We start from the raw sequence: 20,635 nt of genomic DNA on the forward strand, positions 1-20,635 counted from the left end.
CCAAAATCCCAAATCCCCATAGGTCGATGCTTGGGCCCCGCGGGTTCGGGCCTCCCAGACTTTCGTACGCCTGCCGGCATCCGAAACTCTTCAGGAAAGCGGAAGGGCGGCTTTCAGCGCGACCCGCGCGGCAATGGCAGTTGTGTTGGCATCTCAACCAATCTAAGTTACGAGGGATCAGGTAATAAACTGGTGGATCATTACATTTTATGGGCAAGTTAATGACGTCGTCTGCCCGATATGCGCCGGTCATTTTGCTTTTGTCGTGCGCGCAGACTGCTTATGCGCTCCCAAATCGCCTTGACTTAATTTGTAAGCCAGCGGCAGATGCGCCGCCAAACACTACCGATATTGTGCTAAAGATCGATGCCGATGCTGGCATATGGTGCTCTGAAAAGTGCCTTTCGAAAAATCATATTGTGCTCGCTGACGAATCTGGGCTTATCTTGGAAGATGATATGCTTTCGCCCGGACAAATATTTGCAAAGCACGTAACATATTTTTCAAAGACACGAATTTTGCATAATGAAACTAAATATTCATTCAAAGATAAAACCTTAATAGAATATCATTGCGTTGAAAAAGAGTTTTCCGGATTTTTACCCGATAAATCTCGCGAGCCAATGGTCTCGCAACCTTACCCGGGCCCTGAAGATTACCCGCCAGAAGCCAAGCATCGCGGAGTAAGTGGGCGCGTGACGGTCCAATTGAAAATTGATGCAACCGGAAAACTTGTCTCTTGCAATGTCAGCGTATCAAGCGGGTCATCAGATTTAGACGAGGGTACTTGTCAGTTTCTACGCAAGCGTGGCCGTTTCCTCGCAGGAAGGGACGCGGACGGCGCGCCTGTGGCGGGCGAAATACAAAAAATGTTTAACTGGTATATGTAGCCCGATGACCTACTGTCCGATTCCTTCGCCATGTGAGTAGACCGCCAACGTCCGCAACTGGGCGCTTGCAGACCGACCGCTTTTGTGAGTCTACGGCCTAGTTGGCGCCAAAGTGCTTGATCGACTGCTCGGCTGACGACGGTTCGCTACCTAATTACCGACTGTTCGCATTGTGACATTACGACCGGACTTAAAAAACCGTTGGCTCAGCAGCGGCTCTTGGCAGAACGCGATCGGCGCAACACTCCACCGCGTACCACTACGAGCGACGTTCTCCTGTCCAAAGTCGCGCGATGCGGCTCATGCGGGGGCAACATGCAATTGGCGACCGGGACGAGCCGCACTGGCACGGTATATTACTACTACAAGTGCGCTGCCAAACTTCAAACCGGCATGTGCGCTGGCGGTAATCCCGCCTCGATCCGTCGTGATGAATTGGACGAAATTGTCGTCGATAAGGTCGCGTCAGATTTGCTAACGCCGCAAAGGATTCGCGAAATCGTTGCGCGAGCAGCAGAGATGCATACCGGCGCACGTCAGGAAGCGTCGGCTCGGGTCAAGCAACTCAAGGTGCTTCTGCAAGCTGCTAAGCGCAGGGAAGGCAACTTGTGGGACTTGGCAGCCGACCAAGGTATGAAGGCACGTCAGGGCTTTATGGATAAGCTCGACGCAGTTCAGGCCGAGGTTGCCGGTCTCGGCTTGCAAATCGCCTCCAGCGAGAACCTGATCGCCAATACCGTCCGCCCGCTGTCCGATGCAGAGGCAGCCGAACAGGGCGCTAAAATGCGGAAGTTGCTGATCGGGGCGGACATCCGGCGCAAGCGCCGTTTCGTCAACGCGGTCATCGCACGGGTGGTGGTGAGCGACGCTATGATCGAGATCGTTGGCCCTGAATCTTCCTTAGCGGAAGTCGCCAACGACATCGACATTTCGACTGGAACCCCGGTTCACGGTTTTGACCGGGAGTGGTGCGGACGGCGGGACTCGAACCCGCACTCCGAAGAGGGAGATTTTAAGTCTCCTGCGTCTACCGATTTCGCCACGTCCGCATGCACAGCTTGGTGGCGTGGACGAGCGGTCCCGTCAACTCACGCCGGTCAACGCCTCACACGTTGAGGCGTGCGCGCATTTCCTTGCCCGGCTTGAAATAGGGTACGCGCTTGGCGACCACGTCGACGGTTTCGCCGGTGCGTGGGTTGCGGCCGATACGGGCATCACGCGCACGAGTCGAAAAGGCACCGAAGCCGCGCAACTCGACCCGGCCATCGGCGGCCAGGCGGCGGGAAATCTCGTCGAAAAAGGTGCTGACGATAGCCTCGATATCGCGCAGCGCGAGATCGGGATTGTCCAGGGCCAGCATATCGACAAGCTCGGATCGGATCATGGCGTGTTCATTCCCTCTCGATCAAGGACCGCACCATGGGACAGGTGCGCATGAGCCCGGACCGGCGTCCTGACACGAACGCCTGCGAAACGATATACTCATCCGCGTCAAACCGATAGGACCGATTCGACACTAAAACGCCCAAATCGGGCTGGCGGGAGAGAAAAATTCCCTCCCGCCGCCGATTCTTACTTCTTGGTCTCGCCGCTCTGCGCCTTGAGCGCCGCGCCGAGGATGTCGCCGAGCGATGCACCCGAATCGGATGAACCGTACTGCGCCACAGCCTGCTTCTCTTCGGAGATCTGCATCGCCTTGATCGAGAAGGTCGGCTTCTTCGAACGATCGAAGCCGGTGACCATCGCGTCGAACTTCTGCGCGACCTGGAAACGCTCCGGACGCTGCTCGTCGCGGTCGCGGCCGAGATCGGTGCGCTTGATGAAGCCGGTCGCGCCATCGTCGCCGACCTGAACCTCAAGGCCCGCATCGCGGACTTCGAGCACGGTGACGGTAACGACCGCATTCTTATTGAGGCCACCCGAACCGCCGCCGCTCGCAGCGGCTGCACCGCTGGTCGCGCCGACCGCAGGAGCGCCGCGCTCGAGCTGCTTCATGCCAAGCGAGATACGCTCCTTCTCGGCATCGATGTCGAGCACGACGGCCTGAACCGTCTCGCCCTTGCGGTGCAGGTTGAGGGCATCCTCACCCGACACGCCCCAGGCGATGTCCGACATGTGGACCATGCCGTCGACATCGTTGTCGAGGCCGATGAACAGGCCGAATTCTGTCGCGTTCTTGACTTCGCCTTCGACGGTCGAACCGATCGGGTGCGCCTCGGCAAAGGCTTCCCACGGATTCGCCTGAGCCTGTTTGAGGCCAAGCGAAATGCGGCGCTTCTCGGGATCGACCTCGAGCACGATGACATCGACTTCCTGCGAAGTGGAGACGATCTTGCCGGGATGGACGTTCTTTTTGGTCCAGCTCATTTCCGACACATGAACCAGGCCTTCGATACCTGCTTCCAGTTCGACGAATGCGCCATATTCGGTAATGTTGGTCACGCGGCCAGACAGCTTGGCGCCGACCGGATACTTGACCATCGCGCCTTCCCACGGATCGCTCTCGAGCTGCTTCATGCCGAGGCTGATGCGCTGCGTGTCCTTGTTGATGCGGATGATCTGCACCTTCACCGTGTCACCGATGTTGAGCACTTCGCTCGGATGGCCGACGCGCTTGTAGCTGAGGTCGGTGACATGGAGCAGGCCGTCGATGCCGCCGAGATCGACGAACGCACCGTAATCGGTGATGTTCTTGACCACGCCGTCGATGATCTGACCTTCCGCGAGGCTCAGGATCAGGCCCGAACGCTGTTCTGCGCGCGTCTCTTCGAGGATCGCGCGGCGCGACACGACGATGTTGCCGCGCTTGCGGTCCATCTTCAGGATCTGGAACGGCTGCGGGATGTCCATCAGCGGGGTGACGTCACGGACCGGGCGGATATCGACCTGCGAGCCGGGCAGGAATGCCACGGCGCCGTTCAGGTCGACGGTGAAGCCACCCTTGACGCGACCGAAGATCGTACCCTCGACGCGGGCGGTCTTGGCGAATTCGGTTTCCAGCTTGTCCCATGCGGCTTCGCGGCGTGCGCGGTCGCGCGACAGCATCGCTTCGCCATGGATGTTCTCGACGCGGTCGACATAGACTTCGACTTCGTCGCCGACCTTCAGGTCGGCCTTCTGGCCCGGCGCTGCGAATTCGCGCAGCGGCACACGGCCTTCCGACTTCAGGCCGACGTCGATGACGGCCAGGTCGTTTTCAATTCCGGTAACGGTGCCCTTGACGACGCGGCCTTCGAAGCTGTCGGCGCTGCCGAGCGTTTCTTCGAGCATGGCGGCGAAATCGTCGCGGGTTGGATGTGCCTGAGTGGCCATAAAATATGTACGTCCTAAGTTCAGTTTCCGGCCAGCCGGTTGTCTCCGGCGGTCTTGGCCAAAACGCCGCGACGGCCGTATACCGGCGCGGCATCCATCCGAACGGAAACAGGAGGATCTCGACGCGTTTCAAATGCGAAAAGGGCGCGAGAGCATGACTCCGCGCCTTCCTCCACGAGCACCGCTCGCCGGACGGAGGCGCAGATAGCGGCAAGGAGGGGAAAAGGCAAGGTTCGCGAGGCTTGCCGCGCCGAGGCGACCTCAGGTCAGGACGGGCTGCTGTTCGCCTTGCGCTGCCGTTGATCTTCGACCAGCGCGATGGCGCGCTGTACCGATGCCTCGATCGACAGGAAACTCGTGTCGAGCAGCGCCGCGTCATTGGCCGGCACGAGCGGCGCCGCACTGCGCGTCGAATCGCGAAAGTCGCGGGCGCGAATGTCGGCGAGCACCTTGTCCATGCTGACGGTCGATCCCCGGTCGCGCAATTCGGCGTGCCGGCGCTTGGCACGGATCGTCGGGGTCGCGCGAATGAACAGCTTGGCGGTTGCGTCGGGCGCGATCACCGTACCGATGTCGCGCCCGTCGAGCACCGCACCGCCCGCTTGTTGCGCGAAGCGACGCTGGCGGTGGAACAGCGAGGCACGGACCAGCGGATGCGCGGATACTACCGAAGCGAGCTTGCCAACCTCGTCATTGCGCAATGCCTCATCGTTGAGCAGCGAATCATCGAAATCGCACGCCGCCACAGCATCCGCCTCAATGCTATGGTCGAGCTCCATCCGGCTGACATTGGCGGCGACCGCACGGTAGAGCAGTCCGGTGTCGAGATGGGGCAGGCCATAATGCTTCGCCAGCGCGCGCGCGATCGTGCCCTTGCCCGATGCGGCGGGGCCATCGACGGCGATCACCAATGGCTCGCTCATGGTGTCTGTTCCCGCAAATTCCGTCCCCGCAATTCGTCGAGCGTGTGGAAGAACATAGGATAGCTTGTTGCGACTGGCGAGACGTCATCGATCGTCACGCCGTCGCGCGTGACCAGCCCGGCGATGGTCATGCTCATCGCGATACGGTGATCGAGCAGCGAGGCGATCATGCCACCGCCGCGCAATGGCGCGCCGCCGCTGCCCTGGATCGCCAGTCCGTCCTCGAATTCCTCGGTCTCCACCCCGATCGCGCCCAGTGCCGCGGCCATCGCCGCGATACGGTCTGATTCCTTGACGCGCAGCTCATGCGCGCCGCGTGCCACGGTGCGTCCGGTGGCGCAGGCTGCCGCTACGAACAATACCGGATATTCGTCGATCATGCTCGGCGCGAGATCGGCGGGCACCTCGATCGCGTGGAGCGGCGCATGGCGCACGCGCAGATCGGCGACCGGCTCGCCGCCGACGATCCGCGAATCCCGTTCGGTGATATCCGCGCCCATCAGCCGCAGTGCGGCGAACAGGCCGGTACGCGTCGGGTTCATGCCGACATTGACGACCAGCACGTCCGATCCCGGCACGATGCTCGCCGCGACCACCCAGAACCCGGCGGACGACGGATCGCCCGGCACGACGATATGTTGCGGCTTGAGCTCGGCCTCGCCGACCAGCGAGATGATCCGCCCCCCGGACGCTTCCTCGACGCTCAGGTCAGCGCCGAACCCGGCCAGCATTCGCTCGCTATGGTCGCGTGTCGCGACCGGCTCGATCACCCGCGTGATGCCCGGTGTGTTGAGTCCCGCGAGTAGGATTGCCGATTTCACCTGCGCCGAGGCGACCGGCAGGGTGTAGCTGATCGGCACTGCCGGGTTCATACCGCGCACCATCAGCGGCAAGCGTCCACCCGGACTCGCGGTGATGTCGGCGCCCATCATCGACAGCGGTTCGATCACCCGCGCCATCGGGCGAGCGGAGAGCGACGCGTCGCCGGTGAAGGTCACGGTGATGCCATGGCTCGCCACCAGGCCCATCAGCAACCGCGTCGAGGTGCCTGAATTGCCCATGTCGAGCGCCTGTTCGGGCTGCAACAGGCCGCCCACGCCGACGCCGTGCACCGTCCAGATTCCGTCGTCATCGCGTACGATATCGGCGCCCATGGCGCGAAGTGCGGCGGCGGTGGCGAGCACATCCTCCCCCTCCAGCAATCCCTCGATCCGGCTTTCGCCGACCGCGAGTGCCGACAGCATCAGCGCGCGATGGCTGATCGATTTGTCGCCGGGCACGGTGACGCGGCCGACAAGCGGCCCGGAGTTGGTGATTTCGAGCGGACGAGGGGCTTGGTGCGACATTGGTGCGGCGCTTTGACAGTGCGCTTGCGCTATGGCAAGGCGCGCCCCACTTTGTAGCCAGCCCTTGCAAGAGGGAACTCAAAATCATCCTCGCAAGAGGAGCCTCAAATCCCAAATAGTCCTGAAAGGTCTAGTCGGCACATGATCAAGCCGGAATGGGGCACGAAAAGATCGTGTCCGAAATGCGCAACCCGTTTCTACGATCTTGGCAAGGATGACCCGGTCACCTGTCTTGAATGCGGATCGACCTGGAATCCCGAACCGATTCTCAAGTCGAAGCAGCCGCTGCCGTTCGACGCGCCCAAGCCGGAACTCGTCAAGAAAGACGACGATCTCGCCGGCGACGACGAGGATCTGGACACCGGTGAAGATGAAGAGCCCTCGCCCGATGACGAGGTCGATCTTGGTGGTGACGACGATCTCGGCGTCGATGCGCCGATCGCCGAAGACGAACATTGATATGACCTGCCGGCCCGGTAATATCCGGGCCGGCAAGAAATTGATGCGCAGGCGGTGATACAGCCGCTTGCCAACGAAGCGTCGCCCGTTTAGGGGCGACGTTCCCAAGGCCCAAGGGCCTGAACGGATGGGGCCGTAGCTCAGCTGGGAGAGCGCTGCGATGGCATTGCAGAGGTCTGGGGTTCGATCCCCCACGGCTCCACCAGTTCTTTGTCTTTTTTCGGCGGATATGCTGAATTTTTAAGGTCAGGGGACAAGTTGGTCCCTCATTTCAGTCCCACACCCAGCAGATTATTGTGAACTGATCGAGACGCTGTTGCGGCGAATCGGGCTTGGTGCAATCACCGGCTCGGGCAAGCGCAGCCCATTGGAAGGCTTATCTCCTTCTGTGCTCCCGCGCCCCATACGTATTCATCCCGGCTCCAATTGCTTCCGTGGTGCACGCCGGGCAAACCCCGCCGATACAAAAAACGGGGAGATGCCAGCATGAAGATCGGGCAAGCGGCGGCGATGGGATTCGCGCTTATCGTGGGTGTCGTGCCGGCGACCGTGATGGGCCAGACGGTTCCGGCTCGTTACACGCCGCAGCCATTCTCGACGATTACGCACCCGGAATGGTCGAAGTCCGCGGTCATTTACCAGATCAACACGCGTCAGTTCACGCCGGAAGGCAATTTCCGCGCAGCGGAGAAGCAATTGCCACGGCTGAAGGAGATGGGCGTCGGCATCATCTGGCTGATGCCGGTTCATCCGATCGGGGTGAAGAACCGTAAAGGCAGCCTCGGCAGCCCCTATGCGGTACGCGACTATTATGCGGTGAATCCCGAATTCGGCACCGTCGCCGACCTCAGATCCTTTGTCGACACCGCGCACAAGCTCGGCTTGCACGTCATTCTCGACTGGGTCGCCAACCATACCGCCTGGGACGCACCGATCCACGATCAACATCCCGACTGGTACAAGAAGGACTGGAAAGGCGCCGACCGGCCGACCCTGTGGTTCGACTGGAGCGACATCATCGACCTGGATTATTCGAAGCCGGCACTGCGCGAATATATGACCGGAGCGCTGAAATATTGGGTGCGAGAGGTCGGAATCGATGGCTACCGTGCCGATGTCGCCGGCTGGGTGCCGCTTGATTTCTGGGAGAATGCGCGCGCGGAGCTCGACGCGATCAAGCCAGTCTTCATGCTTGCCGAATTCGATCACCGCGATGTCCACCGCGCGTCGTTCGACGCGAGCTATGCGTGGAAATGGAACAACGCGATGCACGATATCGGCCTTGGCAAGGCCGATGCGACGGCGTTGTTTGGTTATTATTCCGAAGCCGAGGGTGCATGGCCCGATGTCGCGCAGCGCATGGTCTATACCGAAAACCATGATCAGAACGCATGGGAGGGAACCGAATTCGAACGCTTCGGCCCCGGCCTGAACAACGCCATCGTCCTGTCGTTCGTCGGGGCGGGAATGCCGCTGATCCATAACGGTCAGGAGGCGGGCAATCCAAAGCGGCTGAAATTCTTCGAGAAGGATCCGATCGTCTGGCGCGACCATCCCAACAATGCGCTGTTCAAACGGCTGATCGCGTTCCGCCAAGCGCATCCGGCACTGTGGAATGCGCCTTGGGGCGCGAGGATGGTCCCGGTGGTCAACACTGTGCCGACCAAGGTCCTTTCGTTCGTGCGTGAGAAGGACGGCGACAAGGTCTTCGCGCTGTTCAACATGTCGCCTGACAGGCAGTCGGTGAAATTCACCGATGGTCCGACCATCGGCACGTATCGCGACTTCGACGGCGATAAGGCGGTGACCATCGGCGGCGCCAGCGAATTGACCCTTGCCCCGTGGAGCTACCGCGTCCTCGCCACCTCGGCCAAATAGGCGTCAGGTCGTCTTGCGGACGATCAGGCGCGGTGGAAGCAGAGTGGTGTCGCTTGGTTCGTTGGCAATCTGGCGGATCAGCGCGTCGACCAGCATCTCACCCGCGCGCCCATAATCCTGCGCGATGGTGGTGAGCGGAGGGTGGGAAAGGCTGGCGGCCGGGATATCGTCGAATCCGACGATCGCGACCTGCTCGGGTACGCTCATGCCCGCTTCTTGCAATGCACGCATCGCGCCGATCGCGATCATGTCCGAGGCGGCGAAGATCGCATCGAACCCGATGCCGCGCCCGATCAACCGGTGCGCCGCTTCATAGCCCGATTGTTCGATCGTCAGGGCATCGACCTGCAGGCCCGGATCGGGGCGCAGACCGGCTTCGGCGAGCGCCGCGCACAGGCCTCGATAGCGCCCATGGAACTCGGGATAATGGCCGGACGCATCTCCGATAAAGGCGATCCGCCGCCGGCCAAGCCCGAGCAGATGTCGGCCGGCATCGCGCCCGCCAGCGACATTGTCGCAACCGATCGTCGTACCCTGAGCATCGGGATCGACAGATCCCCAGCGTACGAAGTGCGTGCCCTGCGACACCAGCTGTTCGAGCCGCGAACGGTAGATCTCGTAATCGCCATAACCGAGCAGGATGATCCCGTCGGCCTTGCGGCTGTCCTCGAAATCGACATGCCAGTCAGAAGACAATTGCTGGAACGAGGTCAGCAGGTCGTAGCTGCGCGCGGCGCAAGTGCGCAGGATAGATCCCAGCATCGACAGGAAGAACGGATTGATGAACGAGCCGTCGGGCAGCGGATCCTCGAAGAACAGCAATGCCAGCGTGTTGCTCTGCCCGCGCCGCAGCGACGAGGCATTCTTGTCGACCTTGTAATGAAGCTGCTGGGCGATCGCCTCAATGCGCTTGCGCGTGGCCTCGCTGACCGTGCGGTCGCCGCGCAGCGCGCGACTGACGGTCGGCTGCGAAACCCCCGCCAATGCCGCGATATCGAACGATGTGGTTTTTTCCTGCACCGGCATTGCGGCGTGCTGTCCTCTCGATACCCTGCGTCATCTCGCGGACGCCTTAGGCGCAGTGTAACGCGCTTCGCGTCAACAACAAAGTGGCTGCTGAATACGTATACCAGAGCCTTGGTTTTCCGGGACTATGATCACAAGACAATGGTCGGGGCACCGTTGTCGTGAATGTGCGGCGGGCATCCGGGGAGGGTCGATTCACCTGCGCGCCATGAAGCAGCTCATCAGTCTTGCCGCGTTGCTCGTCGCAACGCTCCCGTCGCCGCTGGAAGCGCGCGACGCCGCGCCTGCCAGCTATCGCGATCGCCTGCCGCAGGACGAGGTGATCTATTTCCTGCTCCCCGACCGGTTCGAGAATGGCGATCCGTCGAACGATCGCGGCGGGCTGAAAGGCGATCGGCTCAAGACCGGCTACGATCCGACCGCCAAGGGGTTCTATCATGGCGGCGACCTGAAGGGTCTGACCGCGCGGCTCGGCTATATCAAATCGCTCGGCGCGACGGCGATCTGGGTCGGCCCCATCTTCAAGAACAAGCCGGTTCAGGGGCCGCCTGGGCAGGAATCTGCGGCCTATCACGGCTATTGGATCACTGACTTCACCCGGGTCGATCCGCATCTCGGCACCAACGCGGAGTTCAAGGCTCTGGTCGATGCGGCACATGCGATGGGCATGAAGATCTATATGGACATCATCGCCAACCACACCGCCGATGTGATCCAATATCATGATTGTCCAGCGGGCGGTTGCAGCTATCGCGATCGTGCGGATTATCCCTATCAACGCCGTGGCGGTGTCGGAGGGGCACCGATCAATCCCGGGTTCGTGGGCGACCAGGTCCGCACTGCGGAAAATTTCGCAAAGCTGACCGATGCGACCTTCGCTTACACGCCGTTCGTGCCCAAGGGGCAGGAGAAGGTGAAAGTTCCGGCTTGGCTCAACGAGCCGAAATTCTATCACAATCGCGGCAATTCAACCATGTTCGACGAGAGCGCGACGATGGGCGATTTTTTCGGTCTCGACGATCTGATGACCGAGGATCCGCGCGTCATCAATGGCATGATCGAGATTTTCGGCGACTGGATCGACCGTTATGGCATCGACGGTTTCCGCATCGACACCGCGCGGCACGTAAACCCCGAATTCTGGGCGGCCTTCGTTCCGGCGATGTTGGCGCGCGCCAAGTCGAAGGGCATACCCAATTTCCACATCTTCGGCGAGGTCGCGCTCGAGACGCTGGATGTCGGCGCGCTCGCTAAACACACGATCGTCGACAAGCTGCCCGGCGTGCTCGATTTCGCCTTCCGGCAGGCAGTGGTCGAAACCGTCGCAGGCAAGCAAGGGACTAACGCCTGGGAGCGGCTGATCGATGGCGATGCGCTCTATGCCGGTGGCGCGGCGACGGCGATGACCTTGCCGACCTTTATAAGCAATCATGACACCGGGCGCTTCGCAACCTATGTCCGCAAGGCGCGGCCTGAGGCGAGCGACGCGGAAGTGCTCGACCGGCTCAAGCTCGCCAGCGCGATGTTGCTTACCTTGCGCGGCGTGCCGACGATCTATTCCGGCGACGAACAGGGGTTCGTCAGCGACGGCAACGATCAGGACGCGCGCGAAGACATGTTCGGCAGCCGGGTCGCGGTCTATAATGACAACAGGTTGATCGGCACCGATACCACCACCGCCACGGCGCATTTCGGTACCGCCAATCCGCTTTTCCAACAGGTCGCCATGCTTGCAAGACTGCGCATTTCTCATCCAGCGCTGACGCGCGGGCGGCAGGTGCTGCGCGCGCGCGGCGACAAACCCGGCTTGCTCGCAATCTCGCGCTTCGACCCGGTAACAGGGGCCGAATTTCTGCTGCTGTTCAACACGGCCATGACGCCGGTGGAAAAACAGGTGGAGGTGGACGTGACATCGCGCAATTTCACTATGCTTGCCGGTGGCGGGTGCGCCGCGCGGGCCAGCGCACCGGGCAGCGTCAAGGTGACATTGCCGCCGCTTGGCTATGCGGTGTGCACGGCGGAGCGCGTGCAATGACCGATTTTGCCGAACTGCCGATGGCGGATCATACGCGCGAATGGTGGCGTGGGGCTGCGATCTATCAGATATATCCGCGCAGCTTTGCGGATTCGAACGGCGACGGCATCGGCGACTTGCCCGGCATCACCGCCAATCTCGACTATGTCGCCGCACTTGGCGTCGATGCGATCTGGCTGTCGCCCTTCTTCAAATCGCCGATGGCCGATTTCGGTTATGACGTGGCGGATTATCGCGACGTTGATCCGATCTTCGGCACATTGGCCGATTTTGACGCGCTGATCGAGCGCGCCCATGCGCTTGGCCTGAAGGTGATCATCGATCAGGTGTGGTCGCATACATCGGATGCCTGCGAATGGTTCGCAGACAGCCGCGCGGGCCGCGACGGTGTGCGAGCCGACTGGTATGTCTGGGCCGACGCTCGAGCGGATGGCAGTCCGCCCAACAATTGGCAGTCAGTGTTCGGCGGCCCGGCCTGGACCTGGGACGCGCGGCGCGGCCAATATTACATGCACAATTTTCTCAGCGCACAGCCGCAGTTGAATGTGCACAGCGCGGCGGTGCAGGGCGAACTGCTCGACATCGCCCGCTTCTGGCTTGATCGCGGCGTCGATGGGTTCCGGCTCGATGCGATAAACTTCTCGATGCATGACCCGGCGTTGACCGACAATCCGCCGGCGCCGCCGTCCAACAAGCCGCGTACACGCCCGTTTGACTTCCAGCTGCATGTCCATAATCAAAGCCATCCCGATATCTCCGTTTTTCTGGAACGGGTGCGGCGGCTGATGGACGGTTACGGCGTGCGCTTCACCGTCGCCGAGGTCGGCGGCGAGGACAGCGAGCGCGAGATGAAGCTGTTTACGGCGGATCGGCGTCGGCTGGACAGCGCCTATGGCTTCGATTTCCTTTACGCCGACCGGCTGACCCCGGCTCTGGTGCGCACGGCGGTGGAGAATTGGCCCGACACGCCAGGTATCGGCTGGCCGAGCTGGGCATTCGAAAATCACGATGCGCCGCGCGCTATCTCGCGTTGGGCGGCGCCTGCGCATCGCGCCGCGTTTGCGCGCATGAAGATGCTGCTGCTGGTCTGTCTGCGCGGCAATATCTTCCTTTACTATGGCGAGGAGCTCGGGCTGACCCAGGTCGAGATCGCGTTCGACGACCTGCGGGATCCGGAAGCGATCACCAACTGGCCGCTGACGCTTTCGCGTGACGGCGCGCGCACGCCAATGCCTTGGTCTGCCGACAAGGCCGAGCTGGGCTTTTCTGACGGCAAGCCCTGGCTGCCGCTGGGCAGCGATCACGGCGCACTCGCGGTCGATCTTCAGAACGACGATCCGCAATCGATGCTTTCCTTCACGCGCGGTGTCCTCGCGCTCCGGGTCGCCAATGACGCTTTGCTGGTCGGCGATATCCGGGTGCTCGAAGCGTCCGGGGCGATGCTCGCGTTCGAACGCTTTTCGGCCGGGCAGCGCCTGCTCTGCGTGTTCAACTTTTCCGACGAGCGTCACGACTGGCAGCCCGAACAGGCTGGCCGCTGGCAAGTGATCGAGCAGGTCGGGGCGGTCGAGCAGTGGAGCTTCGGCCCGTTCGCGGCGCTGATCGCGGAGCGCATCGCATGATAGGTAACCCGGGCCGGAGGGTTGCCGCGCTGTGCGCTTTCGTTTTGCTTGCACTGTCCGTTCCTGCCGCCGCGCAGTCTCCCGAAGCGACCGCATCATCCCCGTCCGGCACGCTTTCGGTCGCGGTGACGATCGATGGTGAGGGGCATGCCGCCTATGCCATCAATCGTCAGGGCAAGCCGGTGATCGCGCCGTCGCAACTCGGGTTCCTGTTCACCGACGCGCCGCAGATGTTCCGCAATTTCCGGATCGCGACGGTCGAGCGCGCGACCAGCGATTCCAGTTGGGACCAGCCCTGGGGTGAGCGGACCAGAATCCGCAACCGCTACACCGAAATGCGCGTGCGGCTGATGGAGACATCGGCACTGCACCGCATGCTTGATATCATATTCCGGCTTTATGATGACGGGGTCGGCTTCCGCTATCAATTCCCCGATCAGCCCAATCTCAAACAGGCCAATATCGCCGAGGAACTGACCCAATTCAGCGTCGCCGAGCCGGCCACCGCATGGTGGTCGCCGGCGTTCGAATCGAACCGGGCGGAATATCTCTACAACCGAACGCCGATCGCCGAGGTCGGCATCGCGCAGACGCCGATCACCTTCCGCACGGAGGCCGGCCTGCATTTGTCGATCCATGAGGCCGCGCTGGTCGATTATGCCGGCATGAACCTCGCCAAGGTCCAGGGCGGCTTGCTCAAGGCGATGCTCACTCCGTCCTCGATCGGTCCCAAGGTCAGCCGCGCGGCACCGTTCGCCACGCCGTGGCGCACGGTGACGATCAGCCCGGATGCTGCCGGGCTCTACATGTCCAACCTGATCCTCAACCTCAATGAGCCCAACAAGCTCGGCGACGTGTCATGGGTCCGACCGCGCAAATATGTCGGCATCTGGTGGGGCATGCATCTCGATACGCAGACCTGGGGCTCTGGCCCGAAGCATGGCGCGACCACCGCGAATACGCTGAAGATGATCGATTTCGCCGCCAGGAACGGTTTCACCGGTGTGCTGGTCGAGGGCTGGAACATCGGCTGGGACGGCAACTGGTTCGCCGACGGCAACGACTTCGACTTCGCCAAACCCTATCCTGATTTTGACCTGCTCAAACTCGCCGGTTACGCGCGATCCAGGGGTGTCAGTCTGATCGGCCATCATGAGACTGCGGCCAATGCGGCGCATTACGAGGATCAAATGGGTGCCGCGTTCGACCTGTATGAAAAGATCGGCGTCGATTCGGTCAAGACTGGCTATGTCTCGGATGCCGGCGGGTTTCGCGTGCGCGGCGCCGATGGGCATATTCGTTTCGACTGGCATGAGGGGCAGGCCGCGTCGGTCCATCACCTCAAGGTCGTCACCGAAGCGGCGAAGCGCCACATCGCGATCGATGCGCACGAACCGATCAAAGATACCGGCCTGCGTCGCACCTGGCCCAATTGGGTGTCGCGTGAGGGGCAGCGCGGGATGGAGTATAATGCGTGGGGCGCGCCAAAGAACCCGCCCGAGCATGAGGCGAACCTCGTCTTCACCCGGATGCTCGCCGGGCCGATGGATTTCACCCCCGGCCTGTTGAGCCTGAAGGGACGCGGCGACAGCGACATCCTGTCGACCATCGCCAAGCAGCTTGCGCTCTATGTCGTGATCTACTCACCGATCCAGATGGCCGCCGACCTGCCGGAGAATTACGAGAAGAATGCCGGCGCGTTCCAGTTCATCAAGGATGTACCGACCGACTGGTCCGAAACACGGGTCCTGAACGGCGAGGTCGGTGATTACGTCACCATCGCGCGCAAGGATCGGCGCTCCGCCGACTGGTATCTCGGCGCGGTGACCGACGAGACGGCGCGTTCGCTGAATGTGACGCTCGACTTCCTTGATCCCGGCAAGGTCTATACCGCGCAGATCTATCGCGACGGGCCCGGCGCGGATTATCGCACCGATACACGGCACGCGATCACCATCGAGACCAAGCGGGTCAAGCGCGGCGACACGCTGACGCTGCCGATGGGGCCGGGCGGGGGCGAGGCAATCCGCTTCGTCGCGCCCAAGGGTCGGCGGTGACGCGGGCCGCTGTGGTCGTGTCCAATCCATGGTGGCGGTTGTTCGTCGCGCTGCTCCTGGGTCTCGCTCTATTGCCGCAGCCGGCGGCGTCGGCTGGCGACGGACGTTTCGTCGAGATCGCCGCCATGGCCTCGGCCCAGATCACGGCACCGCGAGTCACCATCTGGCTGCCGCCCGGTTATGGTCGCGGCAATCGGCGCTACGGCGTCGCCTATATGAACGACGGGCAGAATCTCTTCCGCCCGGAGCGCTCGGGCTTCGGCAAGGTCTGGGCTGCCGATAAATCGGTGCAGCGCCTGGTCGCGGCTCGGCGTATCGCCCCGCTGATCATTGTCGGCATCGATCACCCGGGCGGTGCGCGGTACCGGCAATATTTCCCGCAAAGCCTGTATGAAGCCGCAGCACCAGAGTTGCGCGCGCAGTTCGACCGCCTGGCTAACGGACCGATCACCGGTGACGCCTATCTGCGCTTTCTCGTCACCGAACTGAAGCCGTTCATCGACGGCCATTACCGCACATTGCCGGGCGCGGCACACACAGCGATCATCGGCTCGAGCATGGGCGGGCTCATCTCTTGCTATGCATTCGTCGAATATCCCCGAGTGTTCGGACGCGCGGGGTGCGTCTCGACGCACTGGCCACTCGCCGACCCCGACGATGTAGGGCCGTTCAAAGCGAATGTCGCCGGCTTGTGGAAACACTATCTGACGCTCAAGCTCGGTAAACCGGACGGACGGCGGCTCTGGATGGACCACGGGACCGAAACGCTCGATGCCGGTTATGCACCCTGGCAGAGCGCGATCGACACGGATCTGACCGCACTTGGCTGGCGCAAAGATCGCGATTTCGCGAGCCGCAACTATGCCGGCGCGGCGCATGAGGAAAATGCCTGGGCGGCGCGCCTTGACGATATCCTCGTCTGGCTACTGGGCGATCGTGAAACGCGCGCAAGTGCGGACCGGGGAGAAGGATGATGCGAACGACGCGACCGACGCTGAAATTTCCCCAGTTGTGGAACATCTCGTTCGGCTTTTTCGGTATCCAGATCGGCTTCGCGCTGCAGAACGCGAACGCAAGCCGCATCTTCCAGTCGCTCGGCACGCCGATCGAGAGTCTCGGTCTGATGTGGATCGCCGCGCCCCTGACCGGGCTGCTCGTTCAGCCGCTGGTCGGGTATTTCAGCGACCGCACCTGGGGGCGGTTCGGCCGGCGCCGGCCCTATTTTCTGATCGGCGCGATCCTGTCGACGCTCGCGCTGTTCGTGATGCCCAATTCCCCAACGATCTGGGTCGCGGCGATCACGTTATGGGTGCTCGATGGATCGCTAAATATCTCGATGGAGCCGTTCCGCGCATTCGTCGGCGACATGGTCGCGGAAAAGCAGCGCCCCGCCGGCTATGCGTTCCAGACCGCGTTCATCGGTGCCGGCGCGGTCGTTGCCAGCCTGGCGCCCTGGGTGCTCGAGAATTGGTTCGGAGTGTCCAATTCGGCCACCGCCGGTCAGCTTCCCGACGCGGTGCGCTATGGGTTCTATTTCGGCGGCGCGATGCTCTTCGCGGCGGTGCTGTGGACGGTGCTGTCGACGCGGGAATATTCACCGCAAGAACTACGCGCGTTCGGCGAGGAGAGCGCGACCGATGCGGAGATCGCCGCCGAACCGATTGTCGCGCAACCGTACGGGGCGCTATGGGTCGCCGGCGGCGTTGCTGTCGCCGCATTGATCTGGTGGGCGGAACGATCGGGTGTACTCGCCTCAGCCAATGAAGCCTATCTCGTGGCGGGGGGCATCGCGGCATATGGCGTGGCGCAGATCGTGTCGCGTGTGCTGGTCGGCGCGGGAAAAGGCGACAATGTCCTCAGCCATATCGTCAGCGACCTGGCGACCATGCCCAAGACGATGAAGCAACTCGCGCTGGTCCAGTTCCTTACCTGGGGCGCGCTGATCATCATGTGGATCTATTCCACACCGGTTATCGCGCAGCATGTCTATGGCACGCTCGATCCGACGTCCGACGCTTATAACCAAGCGGGGAGCTGGGTCGGTGTATTGTTCGCGATCTATAGCGGCGTGGCGATGCTCGCCGCCTTCCTGCTGCCGGGGCTGGCGCGGCGGCTCGGGGCGGCGCGCACGCATATCGTCGGCCTGTCATGCGGCGCGCTCGCTTTTCTCGGCCTGTTCTTCGTGCGCGATCAATATCTGCTGATCGCGCCGATGATCGGTATCGGCATCGCCTGGGCCTCGATTCTGACTATGCCCTATGTCATGCTTGCCAACGCTCTGCCGCAGCGCAAGCTTGGGATCTATATGGGCATCTTCAACTTCTTCGTCGTCCTGCCGCAGCTGATCGTCGCGACAATAATGGGCGGCGTGATCAAGAGCTGGTTTCCCGGCGAGCCGGTCTGGACGATGATCATTGCCGCAGTGGTGATGGGCCTTGCCGCGCTGGCGATGTTGCGCGTGAAGGCGGCGTGACCCAGGATCTCTGGGCGGGAACGCCATCGGTCCCGGTGATCGAGGGCGTGAGTCGCGCGCGGTTCGAGGCGGAGATCGTGCCGGCCGGCCGGCCGGTGATCCTGAAAGGCCAGGTGCGTGATTGGCCGATCGTCGCGGCGGGCACGCAGTCCGACGCTGCCCTTGCCGACTATCTCCTGCGGTTCGAGGCGAAGCACGCGGTCGATGCCTGGTTCGGCGCGCCGGCCATCGGCGGCCGCTTCAGCTATTCCGACGATCTGAGGGGCTTGAATCACGAACGCCGAACAGTCGAGATGCATGACCTGCTCGCCTATATCCTCGACAATCGCGACGATCCGACGGCGTTTTCCGCTTATGCCGGGGGCGTGCCGCTGCCCAAGGTCATGCCCGAACTGCTGGCCGCGCTGCCGATGCCGTTGCTCGATGCTGACCGCGAGATGCTGGTGTCGCTGTGGATCGGCGGGCGCAGCCGCACTGCGGCGCATTGGGATGTGCCGCAGAACCTCGCCTGCGTCGTCGCGGGGCGGCGGCGCTTCACCCTGTTCCCGACCGATCAGGTCGCCAACCTTTATGTCGGGCCGCTCGACTTCACGCTCGCGGGCCAGCCGATCAGCCTGGTCGATTTCGCCGCGCCCGATTTTGATCGCTTCCCGCTTTTCCGCGATGCGATGGCGGCGGCGGAGATCGCCGATCTCGGGCCGGGCGACGTGCTCTACATGCCCAGCCTGTGGTGGCATCATGTCGAGACACTCGATCCGGTCGGCGCGATGATCAACTTCTGGTGGCGCGACGGACCGGACTGGACGATCACGCCACTGTTCACGCTGTTCCACGCGCTGCTGACACTCAAATCATTGCCCGACAATGAACGCGTCGCATGGCGGACGTTCTTCGATCACTATATCTTCGGCACAAACGGCGATCCGATGGCGCATGTACCGCCCGACGCGCGTGGCCTGTTCGGCGAGATGACGCCGGATATGCGCCGCACCCTGATGACTTTCCTGGCCGGTCCGCTCAAGCCGTGAACACGCAACCGGAGCGGGCGCTGCGCCGCATCATTATCGTCGGCGGCGGTTCGGCCGGCTGGATGGCGGCGATGTCGCTCGCCAATGCGCTGCGCGGCAATTGCGCGATCGAACTGGTCGAATCCGAAGAGATCGGCATCGTCGGCGTGGGCGAGGCGACGATCCCGCCGATCAAGCAATATCTGCGCGGCCTCGGCATTGACGAGGAAAGCTTTGTTCGCGCCACGCGCGCGAGCTTCAAGCTCGGCATCCAGTTCGATGGTTGGGGCGGGGAGGGTGATCGCTATTTCCACCCTTTCGGCACTTACGGCATCAATTTCGACATGGTGCCGATCTATCAATATTGGCTGCGCGCCCATCTCTGTGGCGACCCGACGCCGCTCGACGATTATTCGATGTGCGCCGTCGCGGCGCGGCACGGACGGTTCGCGCACCCGGTCGATAATCCGCGCATGGTCCAATCGACACTCGATTATGCCTATCATTTCGACGCGGGCCTGTTCGCGCGCTTCCTGCGCACCCGCGCTCAGGCGGCCGGGGTGGTTCGCACCGAAGGCAAGGTGGTCGATGTGCGCCGCGCCGCCGACACCGGATTCATTACCTCGGTCGAACTGGCCGACGGCCGCAGCGTCTCGGGCGACTTCTTTATCGATTGCTCCGGTTTCGCCGGCTTGCTGCTCGGTCGCGCGATGGGTGTCGGTTATCATGACTGGAGCTGCTGGCTGCCGTGCGACCGCGCGGTTGCCGTTGCGAGCGACGGCGGTGCCGAACGCCCGCCCTTTACCCGTTCGACCGCGCGCGCCGCCGGCTGGCAATGGCGCATTCCGCTGCAGCACCGCATCGGCAACGGCTATGTCTTTTCCTCCGTGCATTTGAGCGAGGACGAAGCGAGCACGACCTTGCTCGGTTCGCTGGAAGGGACTCCGATCGGCGACCCGCGTGTGCTCCGCTTCACGACCGGCCGGCGGCACAGCTTTTGGACCGGCAATTGCCTTGCGCTCGGCCTTGCCGCCGGCTTCATGGAGCCGCTCGAATCGACCAGCCTGCATCTGGTGCAGAGTGGCATCACCCGTTTCCTCGCACTGTTCCCCGACCGCGATTGCGACCCTGCGGGACCGCGCGAATATGACCGGCTGACTGCGGAAGAATATGAACGCATACGGGACTTTCTGATCCTGCATTACCATGCAAACCGGCGCGACGAGCCGCTCTGGCAAGCCTCTCGCGCAATGAAGCTGCCTGATTCACTCGATTGGCGCATCGACCATTTCCGCAAGCATGGCCGCATCGTTTCGCCCGGCCCGGAACTGTTCCAGAACCCCAGCTGGATCGCCGTGCTGATCGGGCAGGGCATCATCCCCGCACGCCATGATCCACTGATCGATCAGCGCCGCCCGGCCGAGGCCGATGCGCGTCTGGCCAGCCTGCGATCGATCATAACCGCGGCGGCGGGAGAAATGCCGCGGCACGAGACATGGCTAAAGCGCCTAGGCATGGCCTAAGCCACTCTGATCGACTGCATACGTATGCGTGATCCGGCATACGTATGCGCACTACACGCCTCCAAAAAAGCCGGTATGCCCAAC

At 62.3% G+C, this 20,635-nt stretch carries 15 protein-coding genes, 2 tRNA genes and 1 pseudogene; 12 read left to right on the plus strand and 6 right to left on the minus strand.

Annotation, left to right across the window (positions count from 1 at the left end):
- Positions 1–209: 209 nt before the first annotated feature.
- Together ACVWZA_RS16530 and ACVWZA_RS16535 are read left to right on the plus strand one after the other, a co-directional pair.
- Entirely contained in the window at positions 210–890 is a 681-nt protein-coding gene (locus ACVWZA_RS16530; protein WP_457312363.1) for an energy transducer TonB, read from the plus strand.
- Between the two features lie 219 nt (positions 891–1,109).
- A pseudogene (locus ACVWZA_RS16535) lies at positions 1,110–1,340 on the plus strand (zinc ribbon domain-containing protein); the annotation flags it as partial.
- Between the two features lie 516 nt (positions 1,341–1,856).
- Here ACVWZA_RS16535 and ACVWZA_RS16540 read toward each other — a convergent pair.
- The 5 genes from ACVWZA_RS16540 to aroA all read right to left on the minus strand — a co-directional run bounded on the left by ACVWZA_RS16540 (position 1,857) and on the right by aroA (position 6,471).
- Positions 1,857–1,939, minus strand: a tRNA-Leu gene (locus ACVWZA_RS16540).
- A 56-nt stretch (positions 1,940–1,995) separates the two neighbouring features.
- Entirely contained in the window at positions 1,996–2,274 is a 279-nt protein-coding gene (locus tag ACVWZA_RS16545; RefSeq protein ID WP_457312364.1) for an integration host factor subunit beta, read from the minus strand.
- A 188-nt stretch (positions 2,275–2,462) separates the two neighbouring features.
- The gene (rpsA, locus tag ACVWZA_RS16550; RefSeq protein ID WP_457312365.1) at positions 2,463–4,202 is read right to left on the minus strand and encodes a 30S ribosomal protein S1; all 1,740 of its coding nucleotides are present in this window, start codon (positions 4,200–4,202) and stop codon (positions 2,463–2,465) included.
- A gap of 266 nt (positions 4,203–4,468) precedes the next feature.
- Positions 4,469–5,113: a (d)CMP kinase gene (cmk, locus tag ACVWZA_RS16555; RefSeq protein ID WP_457312448.1), complete on the minus strand. Its 645-nt coding sequence runs from the start codon at positions 5,111–5,113 to the stop codon at positions 4,469–4,471.
- Between the two features lie 8 nt (positions 5,114–5,121).
- The gene (gene aroA / locus ACVWZA_RS16560; RefSeq protein WP_457312366.1) at positions 5,122–6,471 is read right to left on the minus strand and encodes a 3-phosphoshikimate 1-carboxyvinyltransferase; all 1,350 of its coding nucleotides are present in this window, start codon (positions 6,469–6,471) and stop codon (positions 5,122–5,124) included.
- Positions 6,472–6,612: 141 nt separating this feature from the next.
- Here aroA and ACVWZA_RS16565 point away from each other — a divergent pair, with 141 nt between their 5' ends.
- The 3 genes from ACVWZA_RS16565 to ACVWZA_RS16575 all read left to right on the plus strand — a co-directional run bounded on the left by ACVWZA_RS16565 (position 6,613) and on the right by ACVWZA_RS16575 (position 8,808).
- The gene (locus ACVWZA_RS16565) at positions 6,613–6,930 is read left to right on the plus strand and encodes a TIGR02300 family protein (protein WP_457312367.1); all 318 of its coding nucleotides are present in this window, start codon (positions 6,613–6,615) and stop codon (positions 6,928–6,930) included.
- Positions 6,931–7,059: 129 nt separating this feature from the next.
- Positions 7,060–7,135, plus strand: a tRNA-Ala gene (locus tag ACVWZA_RS16570).
- A gap of 281 nt (positions 7,136–7,416) precedes the next feature.
- Complete coding sequence (locus ACVWZA_RS16575) at positions 7,417–8,808, plus strand: alpha-amylase family glycosyl hydrolase (protein ID WP_457312368.1); 1,392 nt, start codon at positions 7,417–7,419, stop codon at positions 8,806–8,808.
- Between the two features lie 3 nt (positions 8,809–8,811).
- Here ACVWZA_RS16575 and ACVWZA_RS16580 read toward each other — a convergent pair whose 3' ends face one another.
- Complete coding sequence (locus ACVWZA_RS16580; RefSeq protein WP_457312369.1) at positions 8,812–9,834, minus strand: LacI family DNA-binding transcriptional regulator; 1,023 nt, start codon at positions 9,832–9,834, stop codon at positions 8,812–8,814.
- Between the two features lie 208 nt (positions 9,835–10,042).
- Here ACVWZA_RS16580 and ACVWZA_RS16585 point away from each other — a divergent pair, with 208 nt between their 5' ends.
- From ACVWZA_RS16585 to ACVWZA_RS16615, 7 genes are read left to right on the plus strand one after another with little or no spacing between them, the layout of a single operon-like run.
- On the plus strand, positions 10,043–11,869 hold the full coding sequence (locus ACVWZA_RS16585; RefSeq protein ID WP_457312370.1) for an alpha-amylase family glycosyl hydrolase: 1,827 nt from the start codon (positions 10,043–10,045) through the stop codon (positions 11,867–11,869).
- Complete coding sequence (locus tag ACVWZA_RS16590) at positions 11,866–13,491, plus strand: alpha-glucosidase (protein ID WP_457312371.1); 1,626 nt, start codon at positions 11,866–11,868, stop codon at positions 13,489–13,491. Before ACVWZA_RS16585 ends, ACVWZA_RS16590 begins: the two co-directional genes overlap by 4 nt.
- Complete coding sequence (locus tag ACVWZA_RS16595; protein WP_457312372.1) at positions 13,488–15,548, plus strand: glycoside hydrolase family 97 protein; 2,061 nt, start codon at positions 13,488–13,490, stop codon at positions 15,546–15,548. The genes ACVWZA_RS16590 and ACVWZA_RS16595 overlap by 4 nt, the downstream gene beginning before the upstream one ends.
- Entirely contained in the window at positions 15,545–16,522 is a 978-nt protein-coding gene (locus tag ACVWZA_RS16600; RefSeq protein ID WP_457312374.1) for an alpha/beta hydrolase, read from the plus strand. Before ACVWZA_RS16595 ends, ACVWZA_RS16600 begins: the two co-directional genes overlap by 4 nt.
- A complete protein-coding gene (locus tag ACVWZA_RS16605; protein WP_457312376.1) occupies positions 16,522–18,021 on the plus strand; it encodes an MFS transporter in 1,500 nt (499 codons plus the stop codon). Before ACVWZA_RS16600 ends, ACVWZA_RS16605 begins: the two co-directional genes overlap by 1 nt.
- Complete coding sequence (locus tag ACVWZA_RS16610; RefSeq protein WP_457312377.1) at positions 18,018–19,049, plus strand: cupin-like domain-containing protein; 1,032 nt, start codon at positions 18,018–18,020, stop codon at positions 19,047–19,049. Before ACVWZA_RS16605 ends, ACVWZA_RS16610 begins: the two co-directional genes overlap by 4 nt.
- Positions 19,046–20,551, plus strand: a complete 1,506-nt coding sequence (locus ACVWZA_RS16615) for a tryptophan halogenase family protein (RefSeq protein WP_457312378.1) — start codon at positions 19,046–19,048, stop codon at positions 20,549–20,551. The genes ACVWZA_RS16610 and ACVWZA_RS16615 overlap by 4 nt, the downstream gene beginning before the upstream one ends.
- Positions 20,552–20,635: the final 84 nt, after the last annotated feature.

It is taken from the genome of Sphingomonas sp. UYAg733 (assembly GCF_054057355.1).

What these genes read in the sequence shown, in the direction of transcription:
- ACVWZA_RS16590 (WP_457312371.1), top strand. Translation starts at nt 11,866, where the DNA reads ATGACCGATTTTGCCGAACTGCCGATGGCGGATCATACGCGCGAATGG.
- ACVWZA_RS16545 (WP_457312364.1), bottom strand. Translation starts at nt 2,274, where the DNA reads ATGATCCGATCCGAGCTTGTCGATATGCTGGCCCTGGACAATCCCGAT.
- ACVWZA_RS16585 (WP_457312370.1), top strand. Translation starts at nt 10,043, where the DNA reads ATGAAGCAGCTCATCAGTCTTGCCGCGTTGCTCGTCGCAACGCTCCCG.
- ACVWZA_RS16565 (WP_457312367.1), top strand. Translation starts at nt 6,613, where the DNA reads ATGATCAAGCCGGAATGGGGCACGAAAAGATCGTGTCCGAAATGCGCA.
- ACVWZA_RS16530 (WP_457312363.1), top strand. Translation starts at nt 210, where the DNA reads ATGGGCAAGTTAATGACGTCGTCTGCCCGATATGCGCCGGTCATTTTG.
- ACVWZA_RS16595 (WP_457312372.1), top strand. Translation starts at nt 13,488, where the DNA reads ATGATAGGTAACCCGGGCCGGAGGGTTGCCGCGCTGTGCGCTTTCGTT.
- ACVWZA_RS16605 (WP_457312376.1), top strand. Translation starts at nt 16,522, where the DNA reads ATGCGAACGACGCGACCGACGCTGAAATTTCCCCAGTTGTGGAACATC.
- aroA (WP_457312366.1), bottom strand. Translation starts at nt 6,471, where the DNA reads ATGTCGCACCAAGCCCCTCGTCCGCTCGAAATCACCAACTCCGGGCCG.
- ACVWZA_RS16580 (WP_457312369.1), bottom strand. Translation starts at nt 9,834, where the DNA reads ATGCCGGTGCAGGAAAAAACCACATCGTTCGATATCGCGGCATTGGCG.
- ACVWZA_RS16575 (WP_457312368.1), top strand. Translation starts at nt 7,417, where the DNA reads ATGAAGATCGGGCAAGCGGCGGCGATGGGATTCGCGCTTATCGTGGGT.
- rpsA (WP_457312365.1), bottom strand. Translation starts at nt 4,202, where the DNA reads ATGGCCACTCAGGCACATCCAACCCGCGACGATTTCGCCGCCATGCTC.